This window comes from Mycobacterium dioxanotrophicus (genome assembly GCF_002157835.1).
Taxonomy (GTDB): Bacteria; Actinomycetota; Actinomycetes; order Mycobacteriales; family Mycobacteriaceae; genus Mycobacterium; species Mycobacterium dioxanotrophicus.
In genome coordinates, this window is the sequence record NZ_CP020809.1 from 3380908 (window position 1) to 3396199 (window position 15292).

General features: G+C 64.2%; 16 protein-coding genes. 9 read left to right on the plus strand and 7 right to left on the minus strand.

The window, feature by feature from the left end; translation table 11 throughout:
- Positions 1-110 precede the first annotated feature (110 nt).
- A complete protein-coding gene (locus tag BTO20_RS16340) occupies positions 111-1454 on the plus strand; it encodes a pyridoxal phosphate-dependent decarboxylase family protein (RefSeq protein ID WP_087082181.1) in 1344 nt (447 codons plus the stop codon).
- Positions 1455-1529: 75 nt separating this feature from the next.
- Here the strand turns inward: BTO20_RS16340 and BTO20_RS16345 are convergent, their stop codons facing one another.
- The 7 genes from BTO20_RS16345 to BTO20_RS16375 all read right to left on the minus strand — a co-directional run bounded on the left by BTO20_RS16345 (position 1530) and on the right by BTO20_RS16375 (position 9328).
- A complete protein-coding gene (locus tag BTO20_RS16345) occupies positions 1530-2084 on the minus strand; it encodes a hypothetical protein (protein WP_157680227.1) in 555 nt (184 codons plus the stop codon).
- A 676-nt stretch (positions 2085-2760) separates the two neighbouring features.
- Positions 2761-4143, minus strand: coding sequence for an FAD-dependent oxidoreductase (locus tag BTO20_RS16350; protein WP_198344412.1), 1383 nt, complete (start codon positions 4141-4143; stop codon positions 2761-2763).
- A gap of 82 nt (positions 4144-4225) precedes the next feature.
- Complete coding sequence (locus tag BTO20_RS16355) at positions 4226-4867, minus strand: MBL fold metallo-hydrolase (RefSeq protein ID WP_087082183.1); 642 nt, start codon at positions 4865-4867, stop codon at positions 4226-4228.
- A 33-nt stretch (positions 4868-4900) separates the two neighbouring features.
- Entirely contained in the window at positions 4901-5827 is a 927-nt protein-coding gene (locus BTO20_RS16360; RefSeq protein ID WP_087077417.1) for an alpha/beta fold hydrolase, read from the minus strand.
- Positions 5828-5848: 21 nt separating this feature from the next.
- Positions 5849-6742 carry a fructose bisphosphate aldolase gene (locus BTO20_RS16365; protein ID WP_087082186.1) on the minus strand — a complete coding sequence of 298 codons (894 nt, stop codon included), beginning with the start codon at positions 6740-6742 and terminating at the stop codon, positions 5849-5851.
- Positions 6743-6841: 99 nt separating this feature from the next.
- Positions 6842-8230 carry a pyridoxal phosphate-dependent decarboxylase family protein gene (locus BTO20_RS16370; RefSeq protein WP_087077418.1) on the minus strand — a complete coding sequence of 463 codons (1389 nt, stop codon included), beginning with the start codon at positions 8228-8230 and terminating at the stop codon, positions 6842-6844.
- A 465-nt stretch (positions 8231-8695) separates the two neighbouring features.
- The gene (locus BTO20_RS16375; protein ID WP_232491159.1) at positions 8696-9328 is read right to left on the minus strand and encodes a hypothetical protein; all 633 of its coding nucleotides are present in this window, start codon (positions 9326-9328) and stop codon (positions 8696-8698) included.
- A 274-nt stretch (positions 9329-9602) separates the two neighbouring features.
- Here BTO20_RS16375 and BTO20_RS39910 point away from each other — a divergent pair, with 274 nt between their 5' ends.
- From BTO20_RS39910 to BTO20_RS16410, 8 genes are all read left to right on the plus strand, one after another.
- Positions 9603-9878 carry a hypothetical protein gene (locus BTO20_RS39910; protein ID WP_198344413.1) on the plus strand — a complete coding sequence of 92 codons (276 nt, stop codon included), beginning with the start codon at positions 9603-9605 and terminating at the stop codon, positions 9876-9878.
- Positions 9879-9956: 78 nt separating this feature from the next.
- On the plus strand, positions 9957-10130 hold the full coding sequence (locus BTO20_RS16385) for a helix-turn-helix transcriptional regulator (RefSeq protein WP_087077419.1): 174 nt from the start codon (positions 9957-9959) through the stop codon (positions 10128-10130).
- Positions 10131-11113: 983 nt separating this feature from the next.
- Complete coding sequence (locus tag BTO20_RS39360) at positions 11114-11302, plus strand: hypothetical protein (RefSeq protein ID WP_157680228.1); 189 nt, start codon at positions 11114-11116, stop codon at positions 11300-11302.
- A complete protein-coding gene (locus tag BTO20_RS16390; protein WP_087077420.1) occupies positions 11295-11933 on the plus strand; it encodes an NUMOD4 motif-containing HNH endonuclease in 639 nt (212 codons plus the stop codon). The genes BTO20_RS39360 and BTO20_RS16390 overlap by 8 nt, the downstream gene beginning before the upstream one ends.
- 199 nt (positions 11934-12132) lie before the next feature.
- Positions 12133-12477 carry a P27 family phage terminase small subunit gene (locus BTO20_RS16395; protein ID WP_087077421.1) on the plus strand — a complete coding sequence of 115 codons (345 nt, stop codon included), beginning with the start codon at positions 12133-12135 and terminating at the stop codon, positions 12475-12477.
- Positions 12474-12824, plus strand: coding sequence for a hypothetical protein (locus tag BTO20_RS16400; RefSeq protein WP_087077422.1), 351 nt, complete (start codon positions 12474-12476; stop codon positions 12822-12824). The genes BTO20_RS16395 and BTO20_RS16400 overlap by 4 nt, the downstream gene beginning before the upstream one ends.
- Positions 12825-13038: 214 nt before the next feature.
- Entirely contained in the window at positions 13039-13320 is a 282-nt protein-coding gene (locus BTO20_RS16405) for a hypothetical protein (RefSeq protein WP_157680229.1), read from the plus strand.
- A gap of 241 nt (positions 13321-13561) precedes the next feature.
- Positions 13562-14587, plus strand: a complete 1026-nt coding sequence (locus BTO20_RS16410) for a phage major capsid protein (protein ID WP_087077424.1) — start codon at positions 13562-13564, stop codon at positions 14585-14587.
- Positions 14588-15292: the final 705 nt, after the last annotated feature.

A 15292-nucleotide genomic window follows, 5' to 3' on the forward strand; every position in this document is an offset into this window, starting at 1 on the left:
GCGTGCGGGCCGAGTCTGCCCGCACAACTGCCCCGGCGAAAACGGCGCCGTCGGTCATTCGGGCTGACAGACTCCCTGCAGGGTCCACCGGCGAGGAGGCAGTTGTGGCGATGCATAGTGTCGACGACACCACCGAACAGACTGTTCGCAGCGTTCTGGCTTACGCCGAGAACCGATTGCGGATGAACCCGGTGCCACTGGACAAAGGATCGTTGTCGGCCGAGGAGCTCTACCGTCGCCTCGAGGGACTGATCCGCGAGACTCCGCGGCACCCCGATGAGGTGCTCGGCGTCTACAGCTCGGTGATCGCCCCGAGCATCATCTCGGCGGACAGTCCCCGCTTCCTCGGCTTCATACCGGCCGCGCCGACCAAGGCCAGCCTCCTGTTCGACATGCTGGTGTCCTGCGCATCGATCCAGGGCATCTCGTGGCTGGAGGCATCGGGGGCGATCGCCGCGGAGAACACCGTGCTGCGGCTGATCGCCGACGAAGCTGGTCTGCCCTCGACGGCCGGTGGCTGTTTCGTCTCGGGCGGCTCGGCCGGAAACCTGTCCGCGCTCGCGACGGCGCGCGAAACCGCCAAGAGCAACGGGGCCACCGGCAGGCTGAGCGTGGTGGTCGGCACCGACGCGCACTCCTCGATCGTCAACACCCTCAACCTGCTGGAGATGGACGCCCTTGTGGTGGATACGCCGGAGCATCGGCTGACCGCCGAGACCGTCCGTGCCGCCGTTCCCGCTGACACCGCCAACATCGCCGCGGTGGTGTGTACCTCGGGCACCACCAACGCCGGCATCATCGATGACCTGGCCGGTGTCGGCGCGCTGGCCAAGGAGCGTGGCTGGTGGTTCCACGTGGACGGGGCGTACGGCGGTTCGGGCATCTTCGCGCGGTCGCTGAGGTCGAAGTACGACGGCATCGAACAGGCCGACTCGTTCATCCTGGATCCGCACAAGTGGTTGTTCACCCCGTTCGACTGCTGCGCGCTGCTGTACCGCAATCCGGAGCTGGCCCGGGCCACCCATACGCAGGACGCCTCCTACCTCGACGTCATCCACACCTCCGACGGCGAGTGGAACCCGACCGATTACGCCTACCACCTGACTCGCCGGGCCCGCGGGTTGCCGTTGTGGTTCTCGTTGGCGGTCAACGGGGTTGAGGCCTATCGCGAGGCCATCGAGGTGGCCGCCGAGCTGGCCCGGCAGACCGCGGTGCTGATCAACAGCGAATCGCACCTGCAGCTCATCCGCGAGCCCGATCTGGGCGTGGTGCTGTTCCGGCGGCTCGGTTGGCAGGGGGAGGATTACGACGCCTGGGCGCAGAAGCTGCACGACGACGAGATCGCGTTCATCCCGCCCACCAAATGGGAGGGCGAGACGGTCGGTCGCTTCGCGTTTCTGCATCCGGACACGTCGATGGACCTGGTGCGTGAGGTGCTCGAGCGGACCCGGTGATCCGACAGCGACGTTCCCGCAGCACTTTCGGCGATATCGGCCGGTCAACGGCGGCGCCGATCGGCGGTCGCGATCTCACGACAGTGGCAGGGTGCCGGTGAAGTGAAGGGTGCCGCCCCACGCGTCGACCCAGCCACGATTGCAGCCGCCGGGGATGCCTTCGGCCTGTATCCCGACCGTATGGGGTTGGAAGCTCTCCAGCGGGAAGTCGGGCGTGGTCTCACCGGGCTCCAGCAGGTCAGACCCCACTTCGGTTCCGTCGATGAAGACGTGGGCGATGATGTCCGAGCAGTGATTCGAGTTGGCCGTGAAAGAAACAGTGGGGGACATGATGGCGCCGACGCTCGCGCTGGGAATCTGCGGGCAGAGCTGCGCTGTGGCCGGCTGGCATTGCGGCACTTCGATGTAACTGTCCTGCGTGTACGGCTTGGCCGACGCCGGACCGGCGAATGCCAGCGCTGCCGCGCATGTCGCGCATGTCACGCCGAGCGTGACCCCCACTGCGGCCATGCGCCTGACAGGCTGAATCTCGTTGAACAGCATCATGATTTCCTCTTCCGTCGTGACGTGATCCCCGGCCCTGGTCGTCGGTACGGTCGTTATGCGGGCTCGAGCAGGTTCGGTGCCCACGCAAAGCCGTTGCCGCCCTCCATGTCCGGGACGCTGATGTGGCAGAACGCGTCAAACGAGCATGGTTCCACCAGCGGAACGACGCTCGGGGCCGCAGCGTGCCGATCTTGTGCTTCCCCGGACCGTCGGTGATGTTGTACACGTCGACGTCGTTGACGACATTCGCCGAGAGCTTCTGCCCACCGCCAGAGCCACTTTGGGTGCAGGTGACGTGGCTTGTCGAGTGCCAGAGCCCGGGTGTCCACAGATTGACCGGAATCTTCGGTCCGTCCGCTGCGCCGTGTACCCTGCCGTCTTTGTCCACTTGGCCGGCGTAGTGCGCCCTGCCCTTGTTGTCGTTCCACGTGATCGTGAAGGACAAGAATCCCTGGCCCGTGAGGACGCTGTCGCTGACCGTGCCGTATGTCGGGTTCTCACCGCTGGCGCTCGTCACGATCCCCGGACCGAAATGCGAACCATCGGTCTGGACAGACATCGACTGGTAGTTCCACTCATCGTTTCTGAGTTCGAGGTATGGGCCGTCGGCTGTGCATGTTCCGTCGGCGCAGAGCATTCTGCTGCGTGCAAGCAACATCGATTTGCCTCTCAGACGTGTCCATCTCCTGGACCTGTGCCTGAAAAGTAATCGTGGCGATGAGTCAGGGAAATAAGGGAATTCCCTATGAATCGGGGTCCGTCACGCGGGTTGGGCGGGTACTTGCGGGCGTGACGTGACGGCGGTGCGCGGGTGCCGTCGCGGGGCCGCCAGCACCCGCGCGACGATCGACGGTCGCAGCAGCGCTGTGGGGGCATCGACCAGGTTGGTCACCCGCAGGAACGTCTCGGCCACCAGGCCGTCCGATTCGGCGGCGGCCAGCACTCGTTCGGTGTACCGATTGGCGAACCGGATGGACGGCGACCGGTGGCCCTCGACGCGAGGCAGTGTCAGGTCGGCACCCGACGCCATCTGCCAGGCCCGGCCGAGGGGTTTGGCTGCGGCGCGGAAGAATCGGCGCGCCAGGTCCTGCGGCCCGTCTTCGAGGCAGTCCCGCAGGGCGAGTGCTTCCAGGGCTGCCACCGACATGCCCTGACCGTAAACCGGGTTGAAGCTGCAGATGGCGTCGCCGAATACCAGTAGCCCGCTTGGGAATTGCGGCAACCGCTCGTAGAACCGGCGCACGCTGGCGGGGTAGCGATAGGTGACGGCCTCGGTGAGCGGTTCGGCCGCCCGCAGTGCCGTCATCATCGCCGGGGGCGCGAACTTCTCGGCGAATCGGAACATGCCTTCCTGGTCGACGGGCGGTTGAAGTCCGGTCATACCAACCAGCGTCAGCATCCACGTGTCGTTCTCGCACGCGAAAAGTGCGCCACCGCACAGTAATTCGGGTCGTGCCCCGATCAGGAAGAGCCGTTCGACGATGGCGTCGGGCGGGATGTGCAACAACTGGCTGGTGTAGGCCACGTGGATGGTGTTGCGATGCTCGACAGGGCGTCGGTAGCCGATGCTGTCCAGGAAGGCCGGGGTCCTCGCCGCGCGGCCCGTCGCGTCGACCACCAGATCGGCCTGAACCTCGAGGTGGCCGGTTCCGTCGTGGGCCGTTACTCGTACCCCGGTTACGCGCCCGGCGCCGGCGACGACGAACTCGACGGCGTCGTGGCCGTCGAGGATCTCGACGTTGGGGATGGTCCGGACGCGTTGGCGGACATGGCCTTCCAGGAACGGCCTGGTGGCCAGGTATGACGTGACGGGTTTGGTGAACGGCCCGTCCAGGTTCAGCGGGTGCCCGGCGAAAGTCATCGACACCCGGGACACGCCGGAACCGTCGAGGACCACGGCGCCGTCGTCAACGAGGTCGTCGAGGAACCCGGGGAACAGGTCATCGAGTGCCTGTGCGCCGCTGGACAGCAGCCCGTGCACGTGGCGGCCCTGGGGTACGCCCCGCCGCTGCGCGATGCCGTCGGGCAGGCTGTCGCGCTCGATGACGGTGACGTGGTCGAAGTGGTCGGCGAGCACTCTGGCGGCGAGCAGGCCGCCGATGCTGCATCCGAGAACTACTGCGCGCTCGCCCATCCTGGACATCGGACACCTCCGTCGCCCGGTGCGGCGCCGGGTCTTCGGAGCTATCGTCGAACGGCTCCTGGAGCAGGCATAGGGTAATCGACTACCTCAAAGCGCTGCCTTGAGCTTCGGCCACGCAATCGGCCCAGTGCCGGGCACCGAGCACGGTGACCGCCCTGGCACCGAAGGCGCTGGAGATCACCACGTCAGGCTCCAGCGTCGCGAGCAGTTCGAGGCTGGTGGTGAGGGCCGCGCTGTCACCGACACCGGGAATGACGAAGGTGGACCACCGGTCGTCGGCGCTGACGAACATGGTGTCACCGGTGAACAGGTAGCGTCCGTCGGCGCCGTCGACGAGATAGCTGGTACTGCCCGGGGTGTGGCCCGGAGTCGGGATCACCTCGACGCCGTTGGTGTCGAGGTGGCGGCTGGACACCGGCACGTCGACATGGGTGTGCCTGCCGATCGTCGTCAGTTCTGCGGCCGGTGCGTGCAGGCGCGCGCCGAACGTCTCGGCGATACGCGCCAGCATCGGTCCGGCTTCGTCCTGGTGTGAGAGGTACTGATCGTCGACACCACCGAGCTCATCGATCGCGTCGAAGTCGGCGTCGGTGGCGGGGCAGTAGAACAACGCGTTGTGCCCGTTGGCTTTCCACAGGTACGCGTGCGTGGTCAATCCGGGAAACGGTGAGTCCGTTCGGGTTTCCCACAGGTCGGTTCGAATCTGGGTGATGGAGGCCGTCATCCCGACAGCCTCCATCCTCAACATTGGTTGAGGTCAACCCTGTGGTGCGGTGCTTTCCGCTGAGTCCCAGACCTCGATCATGGTGCGCATGATCTCCTCAGCGCAGCCCAGCCCGCCCAGGTGGCTCTCGTAGGGCAACTCGGTGAGCTGCGCGTCGCGCAATCTCGACACCACGTGCCTGCCGTGGGCGAACGGGACGATGTGGTCGTGGTCGCCGTGCCACCACCGCACCGGCACGCTGATCTCATCCAACCGGAAGCCCCAGTCCCTGGTGAACACGACGATGTCGTAGAACGGCGCAGCCAATTGCTTGCGGCTGCCGTTGAGCAGGTCATCGAGGAACATCGCCTTGAACTCCGGGCGGCCCAGCATCCGTCGGTCGCCCTCGGGCGACATCCGGGCGTAGATCTCCAGGGCAGGGGAGGCGACCGGACGGATCAACCGGATCAGTCCGGATGCGGCCAGCCGGATCGGCATGCCAGCCACCTGCAGCAGCGGCGCGACGGTGGCCCCGAGATCCATCAAACCGCTGTGGATGCCGTCGGGCCCCACCAACGGGGCCACCCCGCCGAGCACACCGGCCGCGGTCACCCGGTCGGGCATGGCCGCCGCGCACGCCAGGGTGTAGGGGCCGCCACCGGACAACCCGACCACCGCCATTTTGTCGATGCCGAGCGTGTCGGCGATGGTTTGCAGATCGTCGCCGAAATCGAGCACCCGGTCGTACTGGTGCGGCGTGGATGAGCCGATGCCTGGCCGGTCCACGCCGATCAGCCGAATGTGGTTCTGCTCGGCGTACATCCGGGCTTCGGTCGGGATCTGGCGCCGGGCACCGGGCGTGCCGTGCAGCCAGAACACCGCCCGTCCCCCGGGATCGCCGAATTCGGCGAATCCGATTTGCCTGTCGTCCCCGACGGCAATGTTGCCCTCCAGCTTGGGGCGGGCGATGGAGATGACCATGTGGGTTCTTTCTGGCCGGCGTCAGCCCGCGACCGAGGCGTCGTAGATCGACTGGATCGAGGCGTCCAGCGTGGCGTTGAACTCTTCGTCGGACTGCTGTGCCGAGAGTCCCTCGGTCAGGGCCCGGCTGAAGCTGGCGATCACACCGGTGTTCTGCGCGAGCAGGGCGTTGGCCTCGCTGCGCGAATATCCACCGGAGAGCGCGACGACCCGCATCACCTTGGGGTGCTCCACGAACACCTCATAGTGATTGGCCACGCTCGGCAGGGTGAGCTTGAGCATCACGTGTTGGCCCTCGGGCAGCGCCTCGAGGTTTTTGGCGATTTCGTCGCGCAGCAGGTTCTCGGCCTCGGCCTTGTCGGCGATCGAGATGGTCACCTCGGCTTCGAGGATGGGGACCAGGCCGTGCACCAGCACCTGCCTGCCGACGTCGAACTGCTGGGCGACGGCCGCGGCGATACCGATCGGATCGGCCGCACCGATCACCGAACGCGCCTTGGTACCGAAGATGCCGTTCCGCACTCCGCGAGCGAGCAACTCGTCGAGGTCCGGGATGGGCTTCATCAACTGAACGCCGTCGGTCGTGTCGGCCAGGCCTTTGTCGATCTTGAGCAGCGGCACCACGCCCTTGTCCTCCCACAGGTACGTCGCGGCAGGCTTGCCGTCGATGGCGCGATCCATGGTCTGTTCGAAGAGGATTGCCGCGAGCACCCGGTCGCCACCGAACACCGGTGAGGTGACGATGCGTACCCGCATCTGATGCATCAGATCGAACATCTCGTCCTCTGACGAGTACGCACTGTCCTCGATCCCGTACAGGCGCAGCGCTTTGGGGGTCGATCCGCCGCTCTGGTCGAGCGCCGCGATGAATCCCTTCCCGGACGTCATCTTGTCGGCCTGCTGCTGGTTCACCATCGGGTTGTCCACTCTTTCGAAGACGTACCTGTCGTCGGCGTTCGCTCGAATTCGATTACAGGATATTCGGCGCCGCCTGCAGGGCGGGACGTCGCCTTGTCACAGTGTGCTCAGGGCGGCCCGAATGGCGGCGGCCGACCGATCCACATCGTCGTCGGTGGTCGCCCAGTTCGAGAAGGACACCCGAAGAACGTAGCGGTCCTGCCACGTGGTGCCGCCCAGCCAGCAGGTGCCGTCGGCCTGGATCGCCGCGACAGCGCGCCGGTTCGCGTCGTCGTCACCGGGGAGCCGGACCAGCACTTGGTTGAGCACCACGTCGTTGAGTATCTCGGCGCCGGGGATGTCGGCCAACAGGGTGGCCATGCGGCGGGCTTGAGCGCAGTTGCGTTCGACGAGTTCGGCCACGCCGGTGCGGCCGAGTGACCGCAGTGCGGCGTACACGGGAATGGCGCGCGCCCGCCGGGAGCTCTCCGGGACGAAGTTGGTGCCGTCCCGCTGGCCCGGGTCGGCGACGAGATACGGGCCGGCCAGCGTCATCGCGGCCAGGTGGGCATCGGGGTCCGCTACGATCGCCATCGCGCTGTCGTAGGGCACGTTGAGCCACTTGTGCGCGTCGACGGCCCAGGAGTCGGCGCGCTGCACACCCCGCGTGAGGTGCTGGGTGCCGGGTGCTGCAGCCGCCCACAGCCCGAACGCGCCGTCGACATGCAGCCAGGTCCGGTGTGCTGCGCAAGCGTCGGCGATGGGTTCGAACGCGTCGAACGAGCCGGTGGAGACGTTGCCGGCCTGAGCGCAGACGATCGTGGGCGCGGCGTCATCGGCGAGGGCTCGTGCCAAGGCGTCCGGGTCCATGCGGCCCTGGGTATCGGCCGAGATCCGGATCGCGGTAGCGTCGCCCAGGCCGAGCAGCCGCAGCGCCGTGTAAATGGTGGCGTGTGCCTGCTCTCCGCACAGCACTCGGACCCGGGGCGCGCCGGTCAAACCGTCGCGCTCGACGTCCCAGCCGACCCGCGCCAGCACGGCATGCCGTGCCGCGGCCAGGCAGGTCGTGTTCGCCCCCTGTGCGCCGGTGACGAATCCGACGCTGGCCCCGGGCGGCAATCCGAACAGGCCGAGCAGCCAGCCGGCGGTGACGTCCTCGATGGCCGCGGCCGTCGGCGACAGCGAGTGATACGCGGCGTTCTGATCCCACGCCGATACCAGCCAGTCCGCCGCGAGCGCCGCAGGCAGCACACCGCCGATGACGAAGCCGAAGTGGCGCGGCCCGGCGGTGGCGACCAGTCCCGGCTCGGCCCCGGCGGCCAGTGCGTCGAGGACGGCGACGGGATCCTCGCCGGATGCGGGCAGTGGGCCACCGAGGGCCGCGCGAACGGCCGACGCATCGCGTCGCGCGGCGACACGGCGGTCATCGAGGCCGGAAAGGAATGCCTCGGCGTGAGCGACGGCGGCCCGCAATCCGGCCGTGCGCGTGGGGGACTCGGTCGACATGGCCCGACCATACGGGGTCGGCGCTCGGGCCGTCGCTTCTCGATGTACCGGGCTGAGGGTTCTTGGGCAGCAACCTATGGCAAGGTGTCGAGATGTTCTCGTGACATTAGCCACGGGAGGTAAAAGGGCTGCCTCGCCGCACGGCAGCCGCCGGTGTTTGCGTCCGCTTGTCGCCACATATGCCCGAACATGCCGAAACCGCCGGTATCGGTATCTGCCACAGTCCGCTGACCTGGTAGTTTGGCAAGAATATGCAATCTGCCCTTGACAGGGTGACGTCGGATGTCCAAAGATTTGGGGACATCGAGGCGATCAGTACGAGGGGTCTGATCGCCTCGGCCGCGGGGAACCCCCGCCACCGTCGTCGGTCACCGGGAGCCCGGTTCGTTGTCTGTCGGTTAGCTGTGTGGTTATTTCGGCCATCGTCGCGTCGGGGTCGGCAAACGGGGTGGCCCGGCTGGAAGGCTATCTGGGTGCCACCACCACGGGGGAGGACAGGATCTCGCGGTATTCGACCATCCGTTCCTGCTTGATCAGGCTCGTGCCGGTGCTGATCACCAACTCGCTGGGTGACACCGCATAACTCACGCCGCGGCTGCGCGCGACGAACCGCCGATCCGGCGCCGTGTCGGCGGCGGCCGCCAACGCCGCATCATCGCTCAACCGGACGCCGTGGTACTGCAACGCGCCGCTGCGGTCCTGGCAGATCACCACAAGCGAGCGTTCGGTGCGGCCGATCGCCCTGGCAGTCTCGGTGTTCTCGCAGCGGGCCGGTGAGTCGACGAAGCCCTGCTGGTCGAACCGGAAAGCCGCTGCCCCAGGTGCACTGACGGGTTGCACCGCGTCCTGTCTGCGTGGTGACGCTGGACGCGCGACGGGCGTTCCCGCCTCCGAGCGTGGTTCCGGTTCTCCTGTCAGTGTTTTCGGCACCAGCGTCGAGACGGTGCCTGCGGCGCCGAGCACGGCCGCGACGACGGCAGCGGCTGCGATGCCGATGCCGACCGGCCGCCACCGGCGCTGCCGCGGTTTGCGGTGCCTGCCTGCGGTCCGAGCCCGCTGCGGGAGAGACGGCGGGGCGGTCTGTGAATGGGTGGCCAAGCTCGCTCCCGTGAAAATGGTGATGTGGCACCCGTATTCGAACACGGCTGAGCGGCCGTGGGCGTCGGAACACGCGGGTGGATCTGCGCGTTGTCGGCGGACCGACGGCTGCTCACCCGGGGACCGGCAGTGGTGCGGCGGCGAAAAGGGCGCAGTGCCAATATGATCAACCTCCGGTCCAGGCGCGGCCGAAGATGCTGCCGTCGACGGGTTCTGGACTTGCGGGTCCATTGTGTTGTCGGTATTGCTGGGCTGTGCCCGGGAGAGGAGTCCGATGGTGATCAGCAGGCGCAATCTTTCGATGGGGTTGATGGCGGTGGCGGCGGGAGCGACGGTGGCAGCGTGCTCGCCGTCGTCACCGATCGCGCCTGCTCCGACCACGGCGCCGGCCCAGGGGCATACCTCGCTCGGTCCGCTCAAGCAGGTCAATGCAGGGTTGCTCGACGTCGGCTACGCGGAAGTGGGTCCGCCCGACGGCCGACCCGTGATCCTGCTGCACGGCTGGCCATTTAGCAGTGAAACCACAACACTGGTGGACGCTCGCACCTGACTTTGTCGAACTTTTACCCCCGTGGGCCGCGCCCAGTCGCGGCGACCTTCGGGGTAACCATCACTGAGAGATGAATCAATGACCAAACTGTTGACCTATGACGACGTCGCCGACGTTCTCGGTATCCCGCGTGCCACGCTGAAGTACTGGCGGCATTCTGGCAATGGCCCGAAGTGTGCGCGTATCGGCCGCCACGTGTTTTACCGGAAGGCCGACGTAGAGACGTGGTTGTCGGAGCAATTTTCCTCCTGATTTTTCCGGCGTGAGCCGTTTGCAGAATCGGTATCTGAGCAGCTCAGGTGCCCTTTTTGCTGTCTTTAGACGGTTGAAAAGGGTCGAAAATAGACTGATCTGCTATCATGGAAGTAAGAAGATGTCAAATCTTCCGGAGGTTTGCTGACCCTCACAGTCCGGTCAGTTCGCACGACGACTTTTCTACAAGTCGAAACCACTTGGGTAGCCTTGTGCTGCCCTGAAACGATATACACGTATCGGGAGCGGTGCGCCGGGGAGATATCCGGTGTGCAGGTAGGCAGATGGCCACGCCGAGCCGAGTAGGCAAGGGTCCGCCCCGAGTATTCAACCGTTGGGCTGAAACACGCCCTAAATCAAGATCTAAGCGACTAAACCCGCTACCTGATGGATGACATTGGGCAGTGGGGTTTTGTCATTCCTAAAGCCGTATAGACGGCAATTAACTGACAGATACGAGGATCAAATGATGATCACTGAGGATGACTATGCCGACGACGGCAAAACCTTGGGCTAAACACTTCCAAGACGTATGGGAAGAACGCGCCCGAGACGTCAGCTATCCAGACTGGCAGCGCGTGGCTATGTACGCAATGGGCAGGCATGGCCCCAACGGGCATGCGCCGATGGCCCCTGGCGAAATAGCGGAACTGCTCAACATCGACCCGAAAAATGTCTGGCGCGTCGTCAAACTCGCCAAGACAAAAGGCTGGCTGGACTCCACCTCTAAAGCGCGGTGCCTAGTTGTTCCGTCTCACGCGATTGAGGGTGGTCGAGCGGGGCCAGCGCGGTGCACCGCTCACGACTGGATCTGAAAAACACATCACTCCAGTGATGAATTTCTCCTGAAAACACATCACTCCAGTGATGACTAACACATCACTCCAGTGATGTATGGAAATCGCTCTACCAGCGCAAACGCACAATGCCCTCTTGATCTATCTCTAGGGCTCTCCGACAACAGACTGAAGGACACAACGAAGATGAAGATTGACCACGGCCGCACGCCCATCTGGGTAGCGCCGAGAACACACAACGGTGTGACCATCACGCAGGGACATTCACACTTGAACCTCTCAGAGGCGGAAGTGCATGACCTCATTGATGCGATGATTGAAATTATCGAGGCAAAAGCAGCCAGCCCGTCACACGCCCGGTGGTCCAATGCCTGAGGTATGGCGTGACGTTCCCGGCTTTGAAGGTCGCTATGCCGTCTCTGATTGGGGGCGCGTGAAGTCATTGCCGCATTATGTGACACAAAGGAATGGCGTAGTAATTCCGGTAATCGGCCGTCACTTGACGCCGTATAAGGAAAAAGGCGGCAGGCTAATATTGTCGCTCGGTAGGGGCTATCGGAGGCGGGTCCACCAGATTGTCATGCTGGCATTCGTCGGACCGTGCCCTGACGGCATGGAAGTCTGTCACAACAACGGTGACGCTTCCGATAACCGTCTGGTCAACCTGCGTTACGACACGCACAAAGGCAATGAGCAGGACAAGATCCGTCACGGCACGCATCACAACACGGTCAAAACCCATTGCATACACCGCCATGAGTACACGCCAGAGAACACTTATCTGACAAAGGATGGCAGGCGGAATTGCCTCACGTGCAGATTGGCTCGTGAGGCCGCGCGCTGGCAACGCCTCAAGCATGACGAAAGCCACAAGGCCTACATGCGTGAGGCTTCACGGAGGTACGAAGCGGCACATAAGAGCGAACGCAGGCGCGGTTCGGCGTACTCGTCTCCAGCAAAGCGACAGACGACAACTGATATCAACCATCGCGGCGACGTGGCGTGAGCGTGCAGTTGGACTACTTGTGCGCGCTCACCGCATTTGCGCAGGTGGGGGTGGGTTTTCATCTCTGACGCCGACCATCCCAGACCGCTTGCCCGCTGTCTGTTGGTAGATCCTGACGGCGAAAACCCTTTTTTGGTCATCGCCGCAGCTCGCTACAGCAAACATGCAGGTCAAGAGCCTGCAAATGAAGGATTTTTGAATGACACATGAACCACCCCGCCCGCTGGCACCCGCTGCCCGGGCCGTGTGGGACCGCCACGATGAGCGGATCACCGAAGAGGGCCGTTGGGAGGCTGTCGACCACGATCTTCTGGCGGTCTATGCCGAGACGCACGCGGTGTATGACGAGCTGGTCAAGGCCATCCTTGAGACGGGCGTCCTGGTCGCTGGTCGCCGTGGTGCGGCCAAGGTGAAGAACCCTGCCCTGCCCGCGCTGCAGGCCACGCGCGATTCCCTGATGAGACTGGCGAAGAGTGTCCCGCTGGTCGACCGCGAGGTTGCCGACAAGACGGCAGAGTTTCACCGCTGGATGGAGGGACTGTGAGGGAGACATTGTTGCGCAAGCTTCCTGACGGCCCACTGTCCGCGCGGTACGCCTCCCTGGGTGCTCAGTGGCATTTGCTGCGGCTGCGGCTGCGCGTGAAGCCGAGCAGCACCGAAAAGGCCCTGTTCGATGGCTTGACGGTCAAACTCCGCGACTTGAGCAAGCAATTGAACCTGCGCACCACTTACTTGACTGAGCCGTATGTGAAGCGTGTCGGGGATAACCGCACCTTCCACTGTGAACCAGTTCCTGGCGTTACTGGCCCCCTGGGCATCCTGGCCCCGGTTGAGCACTGGTTTGGGTGGGTCTTGGGCATGGAGTGGCACGAAATTGACCCTACCCACTAGACGGCCGCGCAATACGTTCGGCAAATGTCGGGAGTGCGGACGCCGTGTAGCCACGAGTTTGGCGCGGGCGTGCCAGCACTGCGGCAAGGGCGGCATTGTCTGCCCTGGCTCCGGTCGGGTGACCGACCCTGCATAGATCGCCGCGCATTGCCCTCTATTTGCCCCATAGGACAACGAACACAGCAAACATGATGAACCATACCGGAGAACACCAATGATGAATCCAGAAGGGGCTACAGACCTCGCTACGTTGATCTGGGATTGCCTCGCAGCAAACCCGCAACACCTCGAATCGGCATGGGCCGAGTACGTCGACCAGCTGCGGGGAGCTGCCGACAAGATCCTGTTCAGCGATGAGCAGTACGACCCCCGCGTAACCGAACTGGCGCACGCCGCTGCTGCCGTCGCCTTCATGCACGGACACGGCACGCCACAGGACCGTCTCTCTGCACTGGAACGGCTCGCAAAAGCCTCCAGGGCCGTCGAGAGCAACTAAAACAAGACTTCGGTGGTCACTGCCGCTTGCCGCCAATTGAAGCCGCGCCTTAATGGTCCCGCTGAATTGCCCGCAACCCGCAATTGATCGCCAAAGAGCTAGCCGCTTGAATGCGCCCCGACGCCCCTACGCCCCTCGGTAATGAGCCCCCGTAGCCCCGTCGCCCCGCATTTGACCCGCTGGTTATGTAATCGCCTTCGGGCATACAATTCAATACTCGAAAGAACAACTCAATAACAACATGAATCTTTTTGAACAATTGGCCGCCGCCAAGACCCCGGCCGAGGCCGAGCGCCTCATGAAGGCTGCGGCAGACGCCGCGAACAAGGCCCACGAGTCGCAGACTAAGGCGACCAAAGTTTGGTCCGCGATGAACGGTGCAGAGGTCTCCGCTGAGGACGACGGTAAGCGTCTGGCCTTCACGAAGGCTATGGCCAAGGGCCTTGCAGAGCGTAAATCCCTGGCGGCTGACGGTAGCGCCGTCGTGGCCCAGGAATTCCAGCCGAACCCGATTGCTCTCGGTAAGCCCGCTACCAGCTTGCTGGACATCTTGCCGACTCGGACCCACGGCAGCCCGCAATACGCCTTCCTGCGCCAGACGAGCCGCACAAACAATGCTGCGGTAGTGGCTGACGGTGCCACTAAACCAACCTCGTCCTACGGCATTACCCGAGTAGAACAGAGCCTTACGGTCGTTGCGCACTTGTCCGAGGCGATCCCGCAGTACTGGCTGAATGACAACTCTCAACTGACCTCGTTCGTTCAGACAGAGCTGCAGTACGGCCTGAGTCGTGCGGTTGAGGCCAAAGTTCTTGCCGACATTGATGCCACGAGCGGTATTGCCACGCAGGCGTGGGCGACATCAATCCCGGTGACGTTGCGCAAGGCGCTGACTCAGCTTGAGGTTGCTGGTTACGTCGCTCACGCAATTGTGTTGCACCCCAGTGACTTTGAGACCATCGAACTGGCGCTGTCCACCACTAACGCGGTCGAGCACCTGGGCTTGCCCTACGACCCCGCCCAGCGTCGACTGTACGGCGTGCCGATTGCGACGACCGTCGCCGCTACCGCTGGTGTCGGTCACGTTCTAGGCGCTGACGCTGTCGCGGTCGATAGCGACTCGCTCGGTGTTCAGATCCGCTGGTCAGAGAACTCAAACGCTACCGACTTCGCACAGAACCTGGTCCGTGCTCGCCTTGAGGGACGTTGGGGCACCAGCGTTTATCAGCCTGGCGCTGTCGTCAAGGCCACGCTCACCAGTTCCTGATGGACCCTCGCCTGAACATGTTCCAGCCTCGCCATTGGGCATGGGCTGGAACGACGGAAGGCGACGAGCTGGTGTTCCTCAGCGATGAGAGACCACGCGGACGTCGCCTGATGCCGCACGAGATCCAGAGTCGGGAAACCGACTAGAAACTTTCTTGCGGGGTTTTCGACAATCGAAATGGCGTAAACCGAGTTGCCCCGCAAGCTGATCGCAGGTCGCTTTTTGGTCGGTCTGCAATGCCCTGGTGGCGTGCGGCGGTGCGTCAACCAGGGCACCCTAAACTCCCCCCGGTTCAGCCATTACCGGGGGGGCCGCTGGTCGTCGGGGGCCTCATTCCTTTGCCCGGTTAAGCGACGATGACCAGAGCCGGACGAACCGTAGGGGTACGGAGAGGTCCGGCAACCTAGCTTGCCGCTGCGCGCTTTGCCCCCCGGGGGCAGGGCTTGCTGCGCGGCACACCGGGGGTGACGTGGTGGCGCTCATCCGTCACCCCCTCTTATGCCACCCCCGCAGCAAAAATCGTACACAGCACGGGGGGGTTTCGCCGGATTCAAAGTGACTGTTCCACCTCGTTGACCGGCATCGGTGCTGGTGCCCATGTGTTAACCGTCTCGCGTCGGTTGGGCACCGGCCCCGTACCACTACTGTAGGGGTATAGATCCCTTGTGGCACAAACGATTTAGGCGTACCGTCACGTCATGAGCA

What these genes read in the sequence shown, in the direction of transcription:
- BTO20_RS39360 (WP_157680228.1), top strand. Translation starts at nt 11,114, where the DNA reads ATGAAGATTGACCACGGCCGCACGCCCATCTGGGTAGCGCCGAGAACA.
- BTO20_RS16350 (WP_198344412.1), bottom strand. Translation starts at nt 4,143, where the DNA reads ATGTCCAGGATGGGCGAGCGCGCAGTAGTTCTCGGATGCAGCATCGGC.
- BTO20_RS16355 (WP_087082183.1), bottom strand. Translation starts at nt 4,867, where the DNA reads ATGACGGCCTCCATCACCCAGATTCGAACCGACCTGTGGGAAACCCGA.
- BTO20_RS16385 (WP_087077419.1), top strand. Translation starts at nt 9,957, where the DNA reads ATGACCAAACTGTTGACCTATGACGACGTCGCCGACGTTCTCGGTATC.
- BTO20_RS16390 (WP_087077420.1), top strand. Translation starts at nt 11,295, where the DNA reads ATGCCTGAGGTATGGCGTGACGTTCCCGGCTTTGAAGGTCGCTATGCC.
- BTO20_RS16370 (WP_087077418.1), bottom strand. Translation starts at nt 8,230, where the DNA reads ATGTCGACCGAGTCCCCCACGCGCACGGCCGGATTGCGGGCCGCCGTC.
- BTO20_RS16395 (WP_087077421.1), top strand. Translation starts at nt 12,133, where the DNA reads ATGACACATGAACCACCCCGCCCGCTGGCACCCGCTGCCCGGGCCGTG.
- BTO20_RS16410 (WP_087077424.1), top strand. Translation starts at nt 13,562, where the DNA reads ATGAATCTTTTTGAACAATTGGCCGCCGCCAAGACCCCGGCCGAGGCC.
- BTO20_RS16405 (WP_157680229.1), top strand. Translation starts at nt 13,039, where the DNA reads ATGATGAATCCAGAAGGGGCTACAGACCTCGCTACGTTGATCTGGGAT.
- BTO20_RS16360 (WP_087077417.1), bottom strand. Translation starts at nt 5,827, where the DNA reads ATGGTCATCTCCATCGCCCGCCCCAAGCTGGAGGGCAACATTGCCGTC.
- BTO20_RS39910 (WP_198344413.1), top strand. Translation starts at nt 9,603, where the DNA reads ATGGTGATCAGCAGGCGCAATCTTTCGATGGGGTTGATGGCGGTGGCG.
- BTO20_RS16340 (WP_087082181.1), top strand. Translation starts at nt 111, where the DNA reads ATGCATAGTGTCGACGACACCACCGAACAGACTGTTCGCAGCGTTCTG.
- BTO20_RS16365 (WP_087082186.1), bottom strand. Translation starts at nt 6,742, where the DNA reads ATGGTGAACCAGCAGCAGGCCGACAAGATGACGTCCGGGAAGGGATTC.